This is a genomic window from Spirosoma aerolatum, from assembly GCF_002056795.1.
In the GTDB taxonomy this organism is placed as follows: Bacteria; Bacteroidota; Bacteroidia; order Cytophagales; family Spirosomataceae; genus Spirosoma; species Spirosoma aerolatum.
In genome coordinates this window covers 2,172,817-2,191,321 of record NZ_CP020104.1, presented here as the reverse complement: position 1 = coordinate 2,191,321, position 18,505 = coordinate 2,172,817, and the positions used below count along the sequence as shown (strand labels likewise).

Below are 18,505 nucleotides of genomic sequence, written 5' to 3'. Positions count from 1 at the left end.
GGGTATAAGATTGCTATGCACGGTTACGAATATCAGGTCCTGCTACTTAATGAGCAGATAGAAAATGAAACCCGTGAATGGGAGCAAAAGAAACGGGAGTATGAAGAGCAGCAGGAAAAGGCTAATGCTAGTGTAGACCAACTTCAACAGGATTATTATAATAAGAAGCCAGCAGCAGTAATCGAATATTGTGAGATAGTACTCAATAATTCTCTTTACCCTGAATCGTTTCCTAAAAGCTATGAATTAGACTACAATCCTGATAGTGGAATCCTGGTGGTTGAGTTTGCATTACCAGCAGTAGAACATATGCCAACCTTACAAGAAGTAAAGTACAATGCGACGAAACAGGAGTTCAAAGAGTCTCACCTATCGGAAGCACAGGTTACGAAACTTTATGATAATGTTATCTACCAAATAGTACTTCGGACAATCCATGAGCTCTTTGAGGCTGATAAAGCAGATGCGCTAACAGCCGTGAATTTTAACGGCTGGGTTAATACACTGGATAAAGCCATAGGGAAGCGAGTGACTACTTGTATTGTCTCAATTCAGGTAAAGAAAGTCGAATTTTTAGGTATAGAGTTACAACATGTAGACCCTAAAGCTTGCTTTAAAAACCTAAAGGGTGTAGGTAGTAGTAAACTGAGCGGTATTACGGCCATACAACCTATTATAAAAATCGACCGAGGAGATCGGCGCTTTGTAGAGCATTATGACATCGCGCATACACTAGACAATTCCGTCAACCTAGCAGCTATGGATTGGCAAGACTTCGAGCATCTTATACGCGAGGTGTTTGCAAAGGAATTTAATGCTGGTGGTGGCGAAGTTAAAATTACCCAGGCTAGTCGTGATGGTGGAGTTGATGCCGTCGCCTTTGATCCAGACCCCATCCGTGGGGGCAAAATCGTCATCCAGGCTAAACGATATACCAATACAGTGGGAGTATCTGCCATACGAGATTTGTATGGTACTGTTATGAATGAAGGGGCGACAAAAGGTATATTGGTTACCACAACAGATTATGGGCCTGATGCCTATGATTTTGCTAAGGGCAAGCCAATTTCCTTATTGAATGGAGCTAACTTATTGTATTTGCTAGAAAAGCATGGTCATGCTGCTCGAATTGACATAAAAGAGGCTAAACAAAAGAACTAAATTGAGCGGAGTTGAAATGTTGTCAGCACAGCTTTGAAGCCAAAAAAAATGGTAAGCACTGCGTCAGTGCTCTACTATATCAAGTTCGAAAGGTATATTAAATAGGGCAATGTACCAGTTCGACCTGACACAAACTGCTTTTATTAATTGGATAAGTCAAGACTTGTTCTGACAAACATGAATTATCTGACAGTTTGTTGAGTGAATAACATCTGATGGTCTGTTCAAGTCCATATCGGGTATCCCTAGAGATAGGATGCAGTAGGGCTATATGGTAAATATGGTCTTTCGGATCAATATCGAATTGGGTATACAGCCGATCATAGATACCATAGGCCAGTGCTTCTTGGAGATAGATTAAACAGTGTTTTAGAATGGTTATAAAAACAGGACCTTGGTTTAGATCAAAGCTGTGTAGCTGAGCTAAAGCGCTATGGCTAATCAAGGTTAAGAATATAGCTGGCCAGTAAACTTTCATGGGGACTATATGTAGTATTAACGCTATAAACAACTTATTCAAGAAGCCTAACTGACGACAGGTTTCGTAGCCATCCATGCCCAGCATACCCAGATCCAGCAGCACCACATCGAGCTGGAGCGAAGTCACTACCTTCAGCGCTTCTGACCACTCTAACGCGTGTGCGCTTCATAGTGTTTGACCCGTAGCAACAGGGCTATTCAGCAGGTTGCCATCAATTATATAATTCATGAGATAGATCGTTAGTGTTTCCTTATGTCCCATTAGTATATTAGTATACGTTGCTTTTTTGTTACATTGAAACGAAATTCATGCAGTCTGACCCACTACAAGCAATTGGGCAAGAAACGGACTAACTCTTTTCCAGAAACCGAAATGCTTCGCTCCATTGAAAACCATCTCGCTGCTGCTTTTCGGAAGGCGACCAAAGGGATGGTCATTATTCAGCCAACTGGTAGCCTTATACATGTCAATCGTGCCTTTGGTGCGCTGACTGGCTATTCAGCACAGGAACTGCTTAACCATCCGTTTGAGGCATTGATTCCTCCGGAAGATCGGTTACTTTACAAAAAGCACCTGACTAATCTGACAGAAGGGGTTGATGATTCACTAGTGATTCAACTACGCTGCCTGCTCAAGGAAGGGCATGCTGTATGGGTCAAGATCCAGACTACTGTGTTGCATCAACAAGCTGGACAGGTAAATAGCTTATTCTCTCTGATTGAGGAAGTAACTCAGGAAGTTCATCTGCGACTCGACCAACAGAAGCTATTAGCACTGGTCGATAACAACCTCAATTTCATGGCCATTGCAAGCCTGGATGGTCAACTTACTTACCTCAATGAAGCGGGACGACGGCTGGTGGGATTCGAGCAAACGGAGAATCTGGACGGTGCGGTGGTTGCTGACTTTTATGCGCCTGAACACTATCGCCTAATTCAGGAAGTAGCCGTTCCCTCCTTACTCAAGCAAGGATACTGGACGGGGCGAGTGGAGCTTAAGCATCGTAAAACAGGCGCCCCCATTCCCTGTCAGGCTAGTGGGATTCGCATTGACGACCCGCAAACAGGCAAACCTATAGGTCGGGGCTTCACCTTACGAGACTTACGGGATGAACTAGCCGCTCAGGAAACTCAGCGGAAACTACTCACCCTGGTCGATAACAGTATCGAGTTGATGTCCATTCTGGAATTGGATGGTAAAAATTCGTATCTCAACAAGGCGGGTATGACCATGTTGGGCTTCGAGGATGCCCAACAGGTTCAACAAACTCCCATCAAACAACTCCATGCTCCCGAGCATTTCGACCTGGTAGAGCGAGAAGTACTACCTTCTGTGATGAGCAAAGGACGCTGGTCGGGAGAAATGCTGGTACGCCACCTTAAAACGGGCGAGATCTTCCCTGTCTTTAATAATACCATTCGAATTGATGATCCCCATACAGGGCTGCCCATAGCGGTAGGGGCTGTTATGCGAGACAGAAGACCGGAATTGATGGCTCAGCGAGCACTGGAAGAGAGTGAATTATTCGCCCGCAATGTGTTTCACCACTCACCGGTAGCTAAAGTAGTGTTGGTAGGGCCCGATCAAGTTATTCGTTCGATCAATGAAAAGATGCTGATCGTACTAGGGTTGGACAGAAGCAGTATCGGCAAACCCTTTCAGACAGTCGTATCGGAAAGGATACGTGGGACACTGGATTTACCACGCAATGAAGCCTTTACGCAGGTTGATACCTATGAGCAGTCGGAAGTCCGGTTACCGGTTGGCCAGCTAGATCAGTGGGGGTATTACGATGTACTCTACAAAGCCTTGCACAATACGAATCATCAAGTCTATGGCCTTATCATCACTGCCTCTGACGTTACTGCTAAAGTATTGGCTCGACAGAAAGTAGAAGAAGCCGAGGTAGCTCTACAGGGAGCCATTGAGTTGGCGCAGTTGGGGACCTGGCAAATGGATCTGGTGACGGGACGGATTGATTACTCGACCCGTCTAAGAGCTTGGTACGGTTTAGATCCTACGGAGTCAATCACACCGGAAAAAGCGACAGCGGCTATTCGGCCAGTGGACCTCCGGCAGATTCAAAACCTTATTACCCAGGCTATGGTGCCGGGTTCAGGTGGAGAATTTACGGCTGAATACACCGTTGATGCGGGCGGGCTCGGCCAGGAACGGATTCTTCAGATGCAGGGCAAGGCTTATTTCGATGAGACTGGTCATCCCTATCGACTCGGTGGTACCGTGCAGGACATTACTGCACAGCGCCATCTCCAGCTTGCCCTGGAACGACAGGTGCAGCAGCGGACCGAAGAACTGCAAGCCATCAATGAGGAACTAGCTGCCAATAATGAAGAGCTAACCGCTGCCAGTGAAGAGTTAAGGCTGGCCAATCAACAGTTGGAACAGACTAACCATCTACTGACGCGTTCCAACCAGGATCTGGAACAGTTTGCCTACATTGCCTCTCATGATTTACAGGAGCCGCTCCGCAAGGTGCATCAATTTAGCGATCTGTTAATCCAGCGCTATGCGCCCCAATTAGGAGAAGGCCGGATTCATCTGGAACGGATGCAGTTAGCCACAAGCCGAATGTCCCGATTGATCAAAGACTTATTGGCTTTTTCCCGCATCTCAGCTCGTCCAGCACCTAACAATCCTGTAGACCTCAATGAAGTATTGGCTCGCGTACAAGATAGTTTAGCCGTAGCTATCGACGAAGTAGATGCCGTCATTTCGGTCGAGGATTTACCAACGCTGGCAGGCGATGCCCTTCAACTGGAGCAATTATTTCAGAATCTATTAAGTAATGCCCTCAAGTTTAGTCAGCATAACCAGACAGAAGGAAAACCTGCTTGCCAAATCACGGTACGAGCCCGTCGAGTAATGGCTTCGGCGCTCCCTTCTTCGCTTAAACCGGCTACATCAATTGAGTTTTATTACTGTATCGAGGTAACAGATAATGGCATTGGTTTCGATGAGAAATATCTGGACCGGATTTTTCAGGTGTTTCAGCGATTACATACTAAAGATACATTTGCCGGAACAGGCATTGGACTGGCTATCTGTCAAAAAGTAGTGACTAATCATCGGGGAGTTATAACAGCCCAGAGCCGCCCGGGCGAGGGCGCTACGTTTCAAGTCTATCTACCTGCCTAATTTAGCGTAGTTTAACTTATCGACTGACATTATTACACTATTATGTGAATGAATTTGTACTAAGCGGAGTGAAGACAAAACGCTGGCTCTCATTGGGTTCGGCTTGGGTATGCCAAAAAAATAGCTGCTAACTACGGTAAGAATAGGCCAATGGCTGTATTACGAATTATACTACATTCGATCAACTAAGTCTAATCATTTCACTCGCCCTCTATGAAGTTTATTCCTATCCTCTGCCTTCTTACTAGCATTTGTTGTGCCCAGACCAATATCAACTATGTTGTTAACACCCCAAATTCTTCCACAGCCGGTACCTTTAATACTGTGGTAGGACCGCAGGCTGGGAGTAACTTAAAATTAGGTTCTAGTAATGTCTTTGCAGGCTATCAAGCTGGATTGAATAACGACTACGGCTATTCAAATGTCTTTATTGGGGCTTATTCGGGAGTAACTAACGTCAACTCTGCCTTTAATGTATTTGTTGGCACACTATCAGGCTACAACAACTCATCAGGCTCCTATAATAGCTTTATTGGGAATGCCGCTGGTCAGAATAATACGACTGGGACGACGAATTGCTTCGTAGGTTCATCTGCGGGACAGAGGAATATCACTGGCTCCGAAAACAACTTTATCGGTACCTCAGCAGGTATGTTCAATACGACAGGTAGTTCGAACAGTTTTATAGGCGCCTTTGCAGGGCAGACCAATACCATTGGGAAAGAAAACACCTTCGTAGGTACGTCGGCTGGTCTATTTAGCGACACTGGCTCACAAAACAGTTTCCTGGGTTATCAGGCGGGCCTTAGAAACATCAGTGGCTCATCGAATAGCTTTATTGGTTATCGGGCGGGTTATAGCAATCTTTACGGCTCTTATAATAGTTTTGTTGGCTACCAAGCAGGTTATAGCAATACCTCGGCAAGTGGCAATGTCGCCGTGGGTGACTCAGCCTTGCTCACTAATCAGACTGGCCTTCAAAATACCATTGTGGGGTATAAGGCTGGCTTAGTACTAACTACCTCTGCAAATACCATTATCGGTCATCAGGCCGGCTTTAGTGCCTCAACTGGCGGCAATAACACATTTATTGGTGTAAATGCTGGTTATAACGTCACAGTAGGTAGTAATAACATCATTATTGGTCCCAGCTCTGGCACGGCCATTACGGATGGAAATGATAACGTACTGATGGGTTACAATAGCCAAGCCGACGTTGGACTTCAAAACGCTATCGCCATCGGAGCTAATAGCCAAGTAGCCACCAGTAACGCGCTTATTTTAGGCAACCAGGTTAACGTAGGTATTGGTACCTCTGCCCCCACAGATCGACTAGAAATAGTCAGCCCATCACCTAATAAAAGTGGAGTTCGACTCACCAATCTAACCGCAGCCAGTCCAACAAGTCGCAATACGGACCAGTTTCTAACGGTCGATGAGCAGGGACAGATCGTCAAAGCACGGTACCAACTGCGCATCACCACCCCTAGCGAGTGGAGTGATAAAGTGTTTGCGCCTACTTATCAGCTCCGTTCGTTATCTTCAGTAGAGGCTTATATAAACCAGCATCGACATTTACCCGACATTCCCTCCGCCGAGCAGGTCGCTAAAGAAGGAATAGATCTGGTCAAGATAAATGCTACACTTCTGGAGAAAGTGGAAGAGTTGACCCTGTACAGTATTCAGTTAGAAAAAGCCGATAAAAAAAAACAACAGCTATTAGTGCAACAGCAACAGGAACTACAGGCCGTAAAGCAAAAACAGGCAGAGTTAGAAAAGCTGCTAAGGCAGCTACTAAAGCAGAAATAGAGTAACAGTGAACATTGCCATCAAACCAGAATAAGAATTTCAAGCGCAATATATTGATTACATAATGGAGGCATTTACTATTCTTGGCTTAAAGCTTAATGGACAGTAATTATGTTCTCCTACAGCCGATTAAATAGACTAGTAAATAGAATAGACCTTGCAAGTGTAAGTTTATCTCGTATTGGTTTAGGGCGTCAATTGCCGTAGCACTAACCCAACAGCACAGAGAATGAATCGAACGCTATGATAAGTATACCCACTAACCGAACAGCCAATTTAAATTATTAACATTACATGATCATTATACAATATGCAAGTAATCAATGATCAAAGGAATTTGATAGTTGCCTGTCGTTGATAAATCATGTGGTTCATTTTAGCTGTTGGTTTGCGTCTACGTCTTTTGGTGTTTGTACAGGCAGTATTATTGGGACTGGGATTTTCAACAGGTTTTGCCCAAAGGTCTGCTAGCATCAGTGGTTGGCCTCCCTTGCAGGTGATTGATGCAGAACAAGGATTGCCACAGGCTTTTGTTTCCGGGGTGATCGAAGATGTACAGGGTTTTATCTGGATAAGTACGCTGGGGGGATTGGCACGCTATGACGGTCAAAAGATCATTCCCTTTCCGCACCGATCCGACGACCCGACTTCACCTTCGGCTGGGCCAATTTATTTAATGAAAAAAGCCGAGCACCGATTTGGTCAAACAGTTACGGCCTGGCTACTTTTTGAATCGGGAGCGGTTGATCTACTGAATACGAATACAGGGCAGTGCCAAATGGTCCCAACGCTTTCTAAAGCGCTCCAGCATGAGGAGAGACCACACTACCTATATGTGGATCATCAGGGGAATTTATGGGGCGTTTTTAAACAGCGGGGGGCATTTTATTATAATAGGCAGCACCAGCAATTTACGCGTCTTCGCCGGATAAATGGCCTGTGTAGTGACACAATAAACGCGATAACGGAAGATAAGCGGGGGCGTGTTTGTGTAATCACTCCGTCTGGAATTAGCTATCTGGGAACAGATGGTCGGCTCATAGCGTCAAACCGGTTTCAACAAACAGTTCCTGTCCTTCAGCAAATGGGTAGTCAAGCGAATAAAGGTTCCGTGCTTACCCGCCCTAACGGAGAAATCATGTTAAACAACCGAACCCATCTACTTTTTATTGATCCTCAGATAGGTAGCATCCGGTCGGTGGTCTTTGCCCAACAGCCTACCAGCGACCAGCCTTTACTGGAGCAGAGGGCGGATAATACAGCCTATTTAGTGGCGGGCGGGCGACTTTATCACTATAGCGAACAACAGGGTCTGACGCTGCTGTGGCAATACAAGCCACCAGAAGGGGCTCCGTTTAAAGAATTATTTGGTACTGCCTTATGCATTGATCGGTCAGGAGTGCTTTGGCTGGGAGCTAACACTAAAGGATTATTTCGACTAGACCTGGCTGCTATGCCTTTGCACGCCTATTCCTATCGAACTACCTTTTGCGCGGATGCGTTGGAAACAACAATCGGTATCCCCATTCAATCGTATTTTCATTGGCCATTTGCTGACCCGACCCGACCATCCTCCTATGTGTTTCGCTCCGATTATGACCGGCAGGGGCGGCTCTGGATGGGTATTGGGTATGAAGTCGGTTATGCGGCACTTCCGAACAAGTCTATTACTTTATTACCCAAACTTCCCCGGTCAGCAGCTATCGAATCGGAGGAGTTTTTACGTGGCCTCTCGATCGATCCCGGTGGGCAGGTCTGGATCGTGTCGAAGACCGCAACATCCTATCGCTATAATCAAAAAACGCATCAATGGGAAGCGCCATTCGGCGAAATAACACTGGATGCCAATGATCTGGTAGCTGATGGCCAGTCGTTATGGGTATCGACAATTAGCCATGGTCTGTTGCGATTTACTACCGGGAGCAAGAGGCCTCGTAGATTCCGATTTTCGATTGCTAACAGCCTTCAACCAGACGAGCAATTGCTGGATGTGCAGCAGGATGAAGTGCATTCCGATTGGCTCTGGATAGGTAGTTTTCAGGGCCTTATTGGCTTCAATAAACGTACAGGACGCTACCGGCGTTTTACCACCAGACAGGGACTGCCTGACAATACGGTCTATTCCATCTTACCCGACCGGCAGGGGTATTTATGGCTCAGTACAAACCGTGGCCTTTGTCGCTTTCATCCACGTTCGCAGACAACACTATCTATTGGTCTGTCGGATGGATTGCCAGGGGAGGAATTTAATCGGTTCCACCAGCTTCGATTACCCGATGGACGGTTAGCGTTTGGTGGGGTGAAAGGATGGGTTGATTTTGATCCGACGCAAATTAAACCGGATACAGCCAGACCGCAGGTAGTGTTAACTAGCCTACGGATTAACAACCAACCGGTTACCCAGTACGGCAGTCAGGCTAACATTCCTCAGCCGCTCAGTATATTGACCCAGCTAGTGCTTAGACATGATCAAAACTATCTGACGGTAGATTTTGCCGCTTTACGTTATCATCAACCGGACCGGGTAACCTATCGCTATAAGTTACAAGGTTACGACGAAGACTGGACTACTAGTGAACAACCTTCCGCCAACTATACGAAATTGCCAGCAGGTCACTATAGCTTTGACGTCAAAGCTGCTAATGCAGCCGGTCAATGGAACAGGCAGGTTAGGCAATTAGCCCTGATCATTCAACCACCTGTCTGGGCAAGCTGGTGGGCGTATTTGTTCTATGCATTACTACTAGGGTCGTGCAGTGTGGCGTTAATACGTTTTCGGGTGAAACGACAGGATGAACGCAGGGAGTTAAGTCAACGGCAGCAGCAGACTGAAAAATTAGAACAAGTGGCCAAAGATAAAGCCCGTTTCTTTGCCAATGTATCCCACGAACTTCGCACGCCCTTAACCCTGATGCTAGGCCCCCTAAGCACTTTGCTTCGTCGCCAACAATTAACTACCCAAGATGAACAGCTTCTACGTCTGGCCGATGCCAACGCCCGCCAGCTCCTCCGGTTGGTTCGCGATTTACTGGATCTAACCAAACTTGAAGCCGACCAACTGGTTTTAAAACCACAGCCCGTCTTTTTAAAAGGGCTGCTGGATGAAACAATACTGCCTTTTCAGGTGCAGGCACAACAGACGGGCATTACTTTAACGATAACCCTTGGAGCCGCGCCAAACCTGGTAGTCTTGCTGGATGCAGGTAAGGTAAAGCAGATCCTACAAAACCTGCTGTCAAATGCTTGTAAGTTTACCTCAGCAGGCGGTAGGATAACTGTACGGGTTCGTACCGAGGCTGACCGATTGCAGTGTTGGGTAGAGGATACCGGTCGCGGTATTCATCCCAATGATTTACCACATATTTTTGAGCGCTATTTTCAAACGCGTCTACCGTATGCTCCACTGGAAGGAGGGACGGGTATTGGGTTAGCTCTCTGCCAAGAACTGGTGCAGCTTATGAGCGGAAAGCTTACCGTGACAAGTAACTGGGGTAGCGGTAGTTCGTTTTTAATGGAGTTACCGCTGGAGATTGCTTTTACAGAGCCTCCAACCGAGGAACCTACTATCGATGTTTCAAGTGCAGTAATAGCTTCGTCCAATCTTCCCCTGCCTATAGAAACTTCGGGATCTTTCGAATCAGCTGAGACCGTGCTGGTTGTTGAAGATAATGTCGACTTGAAAGCTTACCTGACGGCTATGTTAGCCTCCACCTATACCATCCGTACAGCAGCAAATGGACAAGAAGCGTTAACTGTCCTGGCGGAACTGGGCGAACTGCCCTCGTTACTGATCGCTGACATCATGATGCCTGTCATGGATGGCTTTCAATTACTGGAAACGGTAAAGGCGCACCCAGTTTATCGATCTATTCCCGTTGTGATGCTCACCGCCCGAACCGATATGGCCGATAAATTACGGGCACTTCGGCTTGGAGTCGATGATTATTTGCTAAAACCTTTTGATGAACTCGAATTAACGGCCCGCGTATCGAACCTACTCCGTAATCAGCGAGAGCGGCAAAAGCAGGCCGATACACATCAAGTCGTGCCGTCAGACGATTCGCCCACTTTACCCCTGGCCGATGTTCGCTGGCTGGAGCAACTAGAACAGTTGATACAGGATCGACTGGGGAGCTTTGATCTCACCGCCGATGAGCTGGCCGATGAAATCAGTATGAGTCGGCGTACCTTCTACCGGACCATCAAACGACTGACCGGATTAACGCCCGCCCAATACCTGATGGAGGCTCGTTTTCGGGAAGCGCGTCGACTACTGGAAACCCAATCGGTCGTATCGGTTAAACAACTCGCTTACCAGGTAGGCCTGCGGCAGGTTAGCCATTTTGCTCAGCTCTACCAAAAGCGATATGGCAAAAGCCCTTCTGATTACCTTTAAATCGATAAGACCTGCTTTACGGATTACAAACTTCTTCATTTGGCACACTCGTGATGCATTTTGGCACACGGATGAGCGAGAGGATGCCGTGCTTTGTGACGTCTGTTCGCTAGAAGACCTCGTGATCTGAAGCTGGCAGACCCATCCGACATAATCTCGTATGCCATGCATTCTATTCATCGTTCATCGCCTGCAACTGATGCTTTCAGCAACCCAGGTCTTACCTTCCTAAATCAGGAGCTTTTAACCTATACGCATGATGGTCCTGAAGGCATTGAAGGAAGACTCCGTATCCTACCCGTAAGTCATACCCGGGCTTTACAGATAGGCCTTGACCTGTTACCTCAACAACCGTTAGTGCTGTTAGGGATCAGTCTTGGTAATACGTTCTTTACCCGAAAACGGATTGAAATAGCGATCTGTGGTATGGCTCAACTCTTTGGGGAAGTGACGATTGTCATTCCTGATTCGGTAACTGCCCATACCTACAGGGCGCTGGGCTATGATGAAGCGAGAAGCAAGGCAAAGGCTAGGACGGCTGGTCAGAAGATTAAAAATCGATGCCTACGGGCTATCGAACGAGCAAGAAAGGTTAATCCATCGGCAACTATTCGCATCCTTGATTGGGAACAAGATATAAGTACTCTATCTGGCTATTGGGAAGCGTATACCCATGCTTGCCAAATCTTTGATCGTAATCCACATTTTCAGCAAGCGGTACTGAATAAGGGATACTCCGTACTTGCAAAAAGAGTACCTGAAGCATCCATTACTCGGGCTGCTGTACGTGAGTGTATTGAGTATCTGTTTAAAGAATTTGCCTACCTAATGGTTTGCCGGACAGCATTGGGCCGCGATCTGGTAATCCCTTACCATCAAGATTCTGCGCTGGGCCAACGGTTTTGCGACGGTGAGTATCAGGAGCCCCTACCTGGTATCGGCTATCTGATCTTTGAGATTGACCTCAATGAGGAATCTAACAGGTCGACTAGCGAAGCGACCGAGCCAATGCTTATTTCTGCCTGTTGAGTTGGCAATTGAACGCCTACTGTTTACTGACTCAGTGCACAATCGACTATCTCCCCAATCCTGAACGAGCATGGAAGCCACTGTCAATATACATACCCTATTTAGGGACATTCCTTTTTTTTCGCCAGACGAATCAGCAAGTTATAAACAGAATATTACGGAATACCAGTCGAAGGAACTGCTTGGAAGGGTTCAACCTCTTGATTCCAATCAGGTAACTAAACTCGTACAAATTGCTAACCATGCTGAAATAGCCTTGTATCCTTACAGCTCGGGTATGAACTGGGGGCAGGGATCCAAAGTACCAATGGCCGACCATAGCCTACTGGTTGATCTGTCCCGACTGAACCAGATTATCGAACTCAATGAACGCTTCGGCTATGTCATACTGGAAGCAGGCGTTACCCAAGGGCAGTTAGCTGAGTTTCTCCTGGATACCCCTTTTAAACTGCCCGTTACCGGCTCCGCTGTATCGACCAGTGTTGTAGGCAATCTGTTAGAACGGGGTACCACTGCCTTTAATCACCGGAATAGTCTACTGCTGGGTGTTGAAGCCGTGCTGGGAAATGGGAAAGTGATACGGACAGGTTTATGGCACTATGCCAGTGAGCAGCAAAGCCATCCTCCTATTAGTCTCAGTTATGCCAAAGGACTCGGGCCAGACCTGAACGGCTTATTTACGCAGTCCAATATCGGTATTGTTACGAAAGTTATTCTCAAGTTACTGCCCCGACGAAACGGTATTATTCTTCATGCCGAGACGAACGAAGCCCGGTTGAGCTCGCTGGTCGATACGCTATACAAGCTGGGCGAAGATCATATCACACGAGGCTGGGCGCTGGTAACCAATAAGAATGATCCCCGAACGACTACCCCTGGCCAGTATGCCTACACGGGTGACTGGTTTATTCTGTCGTCTATTGAAGGGGCTAATTCGGATATTACGCAACAACAACTTATTGAGGCTCGTAAACGTCTGGAACCCATCTGTCATCATGTTGATTTTATTGCTACCGATGACCACGAACGCATCCATAAACATCCCTTCTTCTCGATTCTGGTCAATCTGTATAACGGCATTCCGTCGAATTACAGTCTGGATACCATGGCACAAATGGCGGGGATTTCGCTGAACAATTCGTATGCTATTGATCAGAACATAACCATGCCCGGCTTCTCGGTAGTTCTACCCGCCGTACCGTTCGATGGGGAGAGCATACGCAAGGTAATGGATACAGTTCAGGCTGTTTCTTCCCGGCTGGGCGTACATACCTTTTACAATTTCGGCACGGTAGACAACTATACCTTTGAAGGATTTTACCGGGTATACTTTGACCGAAACGATGCCAAAGCCGTAGCGAAGGCACACCGATGGAATAAAGAGGTTCACCTGGCTCTAGAGCAGATCGGCGTGTATCCGTATCGGAACAACATTGGGATGATGGATCACTTTACCAATCGGCCAGACGATGATTTCTGGGCAACCATACAGAATATTAAAGTAGCCACCGACCCCAATGGAGTTATTGCACCGGGCAGGTACTGCATACCAACCTCAGGTCTCTAACTAACCGATACTTGCTGTCGATCAGCTCTTTGCAGCCAATCCTTTCTCTTGATTCTACCAACAAAACATCAAATTTAGGAATAGTCCTAACCTGTATGAAGCATCATCTTTATCCTGCCTCTTTTCCCTTTTCATGGCCAAAGTTCGTTTACTTATTTTATTGGCTATGGCTGATAGTCCTTACCAATACCGTTAGTTATGGTCAGGATGTTAAACCTATAGATCGTATTGCAGCATTGACCAGCAGGCCGCCAGATCGGCTACAGCCAAAAACGTCAACGGATGAGTTGCAACATAAAGCGGATATTCAGGACTGCCAGCCTATAACGATAACTGAACAACCAGCCAGTTTCTCTTCTGTGGAAGAAGGGGACCGAGTTACTGTTTCTGTTAAGGTTGATGGAACAGGTCCTTTTACCTATCAGTGGTATGGGATAGGTTTGACCGGAGTAGCATCGGCTACAACTGCTACCCTAACGCTAGATAATCTACCCTCTGATATATATAGTTATTGGGTTGTTATCTCTAATAGCTGTAGTAGCGCAACTAGTCAGAAATTTAAATTATACGTAAGTGGCCCCTATCATCCCTACCTGAGCCGAATTATAACCGAAAGCCGTCCTACTACTGGAGGCACATCAATGTCGTTAGTAGGAGGAAATTTTACGACAACTTATTCCCCACCCAATACTCCCATTAGCACAAGCACTTTCAAGGTTTTTTTTCAAAAAAATGCATTAATATATTATGAAGCGAAAGTTATAAGTTTTAATGATAGCATTCTCCAGTGCAATTTACCGCCCGGGCAGGGGTATGCTTCTATTATAATTTCCAGGCTTGGAGAGAATACCTCCCCTGCACTTCCCTTTCTTTACGATGCACCGGTCATCACAAATACTAGTTCCAGTAGTGGCTCCACGTCTGGAGGGACAGAATTAGTTTTAACAGGGAGTAACTTCAGTAGCCCAGCTTTACTAGATACCTATAGCAATGATTTTACGGTAACTATTGGTGGGCGGAACGCAAAAGTCATTAGCCATGACCATACTAAACTGGTTGTTATAACGCCCTTAGGTGATCCTGGATCTGCCCTAATACAGGTTACAGTTGCCAGCCAATCGTCCAATAGTATGTTGTTTACCTATGTCGCTCCTGCTCCTCTCCTAAAGACCTTATCAATGGATCATGGATCTACTTCAGGAGGTGAATCATTAACATTAACGGGGACAAATTTTGGAACATCATCCGGGAGGATCAACTTTGGTAGCCAAGCGGCTTCGATACTAAAGTGGTCGGATACCCTAGTCGTTTGTAAAGTACCAGTGGGGCAAGGCACAGCGATTCCTATTGCCGTAGAGACATCGGGCAAAGCGATCAGTAACACTCTACTGTTTAGTTATGATGCGCCTAGCCTAAGCACGATCAGTTCTGTTAGTGGTCTAACGACCGGCGGGACATCGGTTACGTTAACGGGTACCAACTTCGGTCTTTCGGCTCAGGTAAATTTTGGCAACATACCTGCTACCCTTGTTAACCAGTCGCACACGCAACTGGTGGTTATGATTCCACCAAGTCAAATAGGTCAACAACCCGTCGTCGTAAGTGTGGATAGGCAAATGTCCAACCCGCTTAATTTTACTTATATCGCTCCTCCTCCGCCTGTATTAACAGCACTTAAGCCAAACCATGGCCCGACAGCCGGAGGAACAGTTGTGACTATTACCGGATTAAGGATGGGTAGTCAGATGGGTAGTGTAACAATGGGGTCAAGTACCATGACTGTCAAAAGCTGGAGCGATACCTTGGTAAAGGGTATCCTACCAGCAGGCCAGGGGATTAACCAGTCAGTAGTTGTCACCCGCTCAGATTGGCAAGCAAGTAGTAGTTTGTCTTTTAACTATGATGTTCCAGAAATTGCCAACATCAGTCCGGCGCATGGGCCGACTAGTGGCGGAACTTCACTTACACTGACAGGATCTAATTTCGGCATGAGTGGCATAGTGACCATTGATGGAGTGGAGGCTCCTGTAGTAAGCGGTCAGTATTCCCATTCGTCTGTCGTTGTCAGTTTACCAACTGGCCAGGGAACCAATCTGTCAGTCTCGATACTAGTCGGCGGGCAGACATCGAGCAAATCCGTAACGTTCAGTTACGATGCGCCTATGCTTAACCGCCTGAGCCCTGCCAGTGGGCTAGCCACTGGGGGGACCTCTGTCACCTTGACGGGAACCAGTTTTGGCCAAGATGCGCAGGTTAGCTTTGGGAATAGTTCGGCAACGGTGATTAGTCGATCTCACACGCAGTTAGTCGTTATCAATCCACCTGGCCAGTCAGGCGCTCAATTAGTTGTTGTAACAGTGGGTGGGCAAACATCGAACTTACTAAACTTCACCTACACGGCTCCTCCTTCCCCGATGCTAACCGATCTGAAACCAAATCATGGTCCAACAGCGGGAGGGGGTATTCTGACTGTTTCGGGTGTAAGATTTGGCAGTCAGGCAGGGAGTCTGAAAATGGGCGCAATCGCCATACCTATTACCAGTTGGAGCGACACGTTAATCCAGGCTATTCTACCAGCGGGTCAAGGTAGTCAATCCGTTTCGATTATTCGCCAGGATGGGCAAGCCAGTAGCAACAGCCTCTCCTTTACGTACGATGTCCCAATCCTGTCCAGTATGAGCCCAAACTATGGGCCGACCAGTGGTACTACTTCTTTAACCTTGCTAGGTAATAATTTTGGAAACGGTGGTACGATAACAATAGGCGGGCAGGAAGCCTCACTAAAAGCTAATAGCTGGACACACACATCTATTGAGTGCTTCCTGCCAGTAGGGCAGGGTACGGACCAGCCGGTGCGCATCCTTCGTTCGGATGGACAACAAAGCAATTCGTTAGCCTTCAATTACAATGCCCCTACGCTTACCAGCCTAAGCTCGACTACTGGGATTGTAACCGGAGGTACCTCGGTCACATTGAATGGTACCAGTTTTGGTACATCGGCCCAGGTTAGTTTTGGCGTCAGCTCGGCTACGATCGTGAGTCAGTCGCACACCCAGCTCGTGGCCATCAGTCCGCCCGGCCAGCTTGGTCTTCAACCGGTGCGGGTGACGGTCGTTGGGCAAACCTCGAACCCACTTAACTTTAGTTTTACCGCTCCTTCTCCGCCTGTTCTGACCACCCTTACCCCCAATCATGGCCCTACATCGGGCGGCACTTCTTTAACCCTTGTGGGTAGTCAGTTCGGTAGCCTTCCCGGACAGGTTTCGTTAAATGGAACAGCGCTTTCGATCACTAGTTGGTTAGACACTCAAGTACAATGCATACTGATAGCCGGTCAGGGTACCGGCCAATCCCTGGTGCTTACCCGGGCTGATGGACTGGTAAGTAATCCGCTATCGTTTTCATACGATGCCCCAATGGTGACCCAACTTAGCCCGGCCAGTGGGCTTTCTACGGGAGGGACATCGGTCACCTTAACGGGAGCTAACTTTGGCCAATCGGCTCAAGTCAGTTTTGGGGCTAGCTCCGCTACTGTGGTGAGTCAATCCCATACCCAACTCGTAGTCATCAGTCCGCCCGGACAGGTAGGTCCACAAGCGGTAGTAGTTAGCGTAGGGGCACAGACTGCCAGTCCCCGCAGCTTTACTTACCTGGCCAGTAGTATAGCGGTCAAGGTACAGTCGCTGGATGGTGACAATGGCCAACCCAACAATAACTCGATTAACCCAACCCTTCGTTTGGTCAATACAGGTACCGGAGCTATTTCGTATACCGACCTGACAGTTCGCTACTGGTTCACGGCTGAAAATTATGCAGGTATTAACACCTGGATCGATTACGCACAGATCGGCTCTAACCGGGTTAAAATGAAATACGTTCGGTTGGACAAACCATACCAGGGAGCTGATGGCTATATCGAATATAGTTTTGATCCGTCCACAGGAAGTTTGCCTTCAGGAGCCAATTCAGGGCCTATCCAGTCTCGTCTAGCCAATCAAAACTGGGCGCTATTTAATGAACTAGACGACTACTCATTTCAAGCCACGAGCGCTTATTTCGACAATGTGCATATCACCGTCTATCGCAGTATAGCGGGGGGAGTGCCTCAATTGGTGTGGGGTACTGAACCCGTTCCGGCGACACCAATTACAAGACTTGTGGTACAGTCTGAAAACAAAAACAGCACGGCCACTGGCAATCAAATTAGTACGTATCTAAAAATCAACAATGTGGGCAATACATCTGTTTCATACGGTGATTTGACGATGCGTTACTGGTTTACTAAAGACGGGACTGCTAAGCTAAATTACTGGATTGATTATGCAGAACTAGGTGCGGCTAATGTAACTGGGGAATTTATAAACGTGTCTCCGGTTCGAAGTGGATCCGATACATACCTGGAGTTTGGTTTCAAGAGCAGCCTCGGAGCCCTGAATCAACAAGCCAGTACTGGAAGCGTCCAGTTTAGAGTGGCTAAATCGGATTGGTCCTCTTTTAATGAGGCCAATGACTATTCATACCGGCCTAATGGTCGTGCGGCTGACAATCCACTTATAACACTCTACTACAAAGGACAATTGGTATACGGTACTGAACCCTCATCAGGAGCCAGGTTAGCTGCTGAAAAGGAGACAAATGGATTTCAGATTAGGGTCCTGACTAATCCTACGCATACAGATCAGGCAGAAATAGAAGTGATTGGAGTACAGGGTCAGCGCGTATACCTGACGATGACCGATTGGCAGGGGCGGCTAATTGATGAACAGCATCAGGAAGCAGCTACTCCGGTAGAACGTTATACGTTGAACTTTCAAAAGGGTACTGCCGGATTGTACATACTTCGGGTGAGCAACGCAACGGAGAGTCGATCAGTCAAACTCGTAAAAGTGAATTAAAAGTATCTATA

General features: G+C 47.0%; 7 protein-coding genes and 1 pseudogene. All 8 read left to right on the top strand.

Annotated elements, in window-relative coordinates:
* Nucleotides 1-15 precede the first annotated feature (15 nt).
* Complete coding sequence (locus B5M13_RS33860) at nt 16-1,161, top strand: restriction endonuclease (protein ID WP_218919485.1); 1,146 nt, start codon at nt 16-18, stop codon at nt 1,159-1,161.
* A gap of 853 nt (nt 1,162-2,014) precedes the next feature.
* Entirely contained in the window at nt 2,015-4,798 is a 2,784-nt protein-coding gene (locus B5M13_RS08790; protein ID WP_080055326.1) for a PAS domain S-box protein, read from the top strand.
* Nucleotides 4,799-5,194: 396 nt separating this feature from the next.
* On the top strand, nt 5,195-6,607 hold the full coding sequence (locus tag B5M13_RS08785; protein WP_245859876.1) for a hypothetical protein: 1,413 nt from the start codon (nt 5,195-5,197) through the stop codon (nt 6,605-6,607).
* Between the two features lie 364 nt (nt 6,608-6,971).
* Nucleotides 6,972-11,003, top strand: a complete 4,032-nt coding sequence (locus tag B5M13_RS08780; protein WP_080055324.1) for an ATP-binding protein — start codon at nt 6,972-6,974, stop codon at nt 11,001-11,003.
* A 165-nt stretch (nt 11,004-11,168) separates the two neighbouring features.
* On the top strand, nt 11,169-12,032 hold the full coding sequence (locus tag B5M13_RS08775; protein ID WP_080055323.1) for a tRNA-dependent cyclodipeptide synthase: 864 nt from the start codon (nt 11,169-11,171) through the stop codon (nt 12,030-12,032).
* A gap of 70 nt (nt 12,033-12,102) precedes the next feature.
* Nucleotides 12,103-13,599: an FAD-binding oxidoreductase gene (locus tag B5M13_RS08770; protein ID WP_080055322.1), complete on the top strand. Its 1,497-nt coding sequence runs from the start codon at nt 12,103-12,105 to the stop codon at nt 13,597-13,599.
* 95 nt (nt 13,600-13,694) lie between these two features.
* Nucleotides 13,695-14,684, top strand: a pseudogene (locus tag B5M13_RS34635) (IPT/TIG domain-containing protein); the annotation flags it as partial.
* 93 nt (nt 14,685-14,777) lie between these two features.
* Entirely contained in the window at nt 14,778-18,494 is a 3,717-nt protein-coding gene (locus B5M13_RS08765) for an IPT/TIG domain-containing protein (protein WP_245859874.1), read from the top strand.
* The last annotated feature ends 11 nt before the right edge of the window (nt 18,495-18,505 follow it).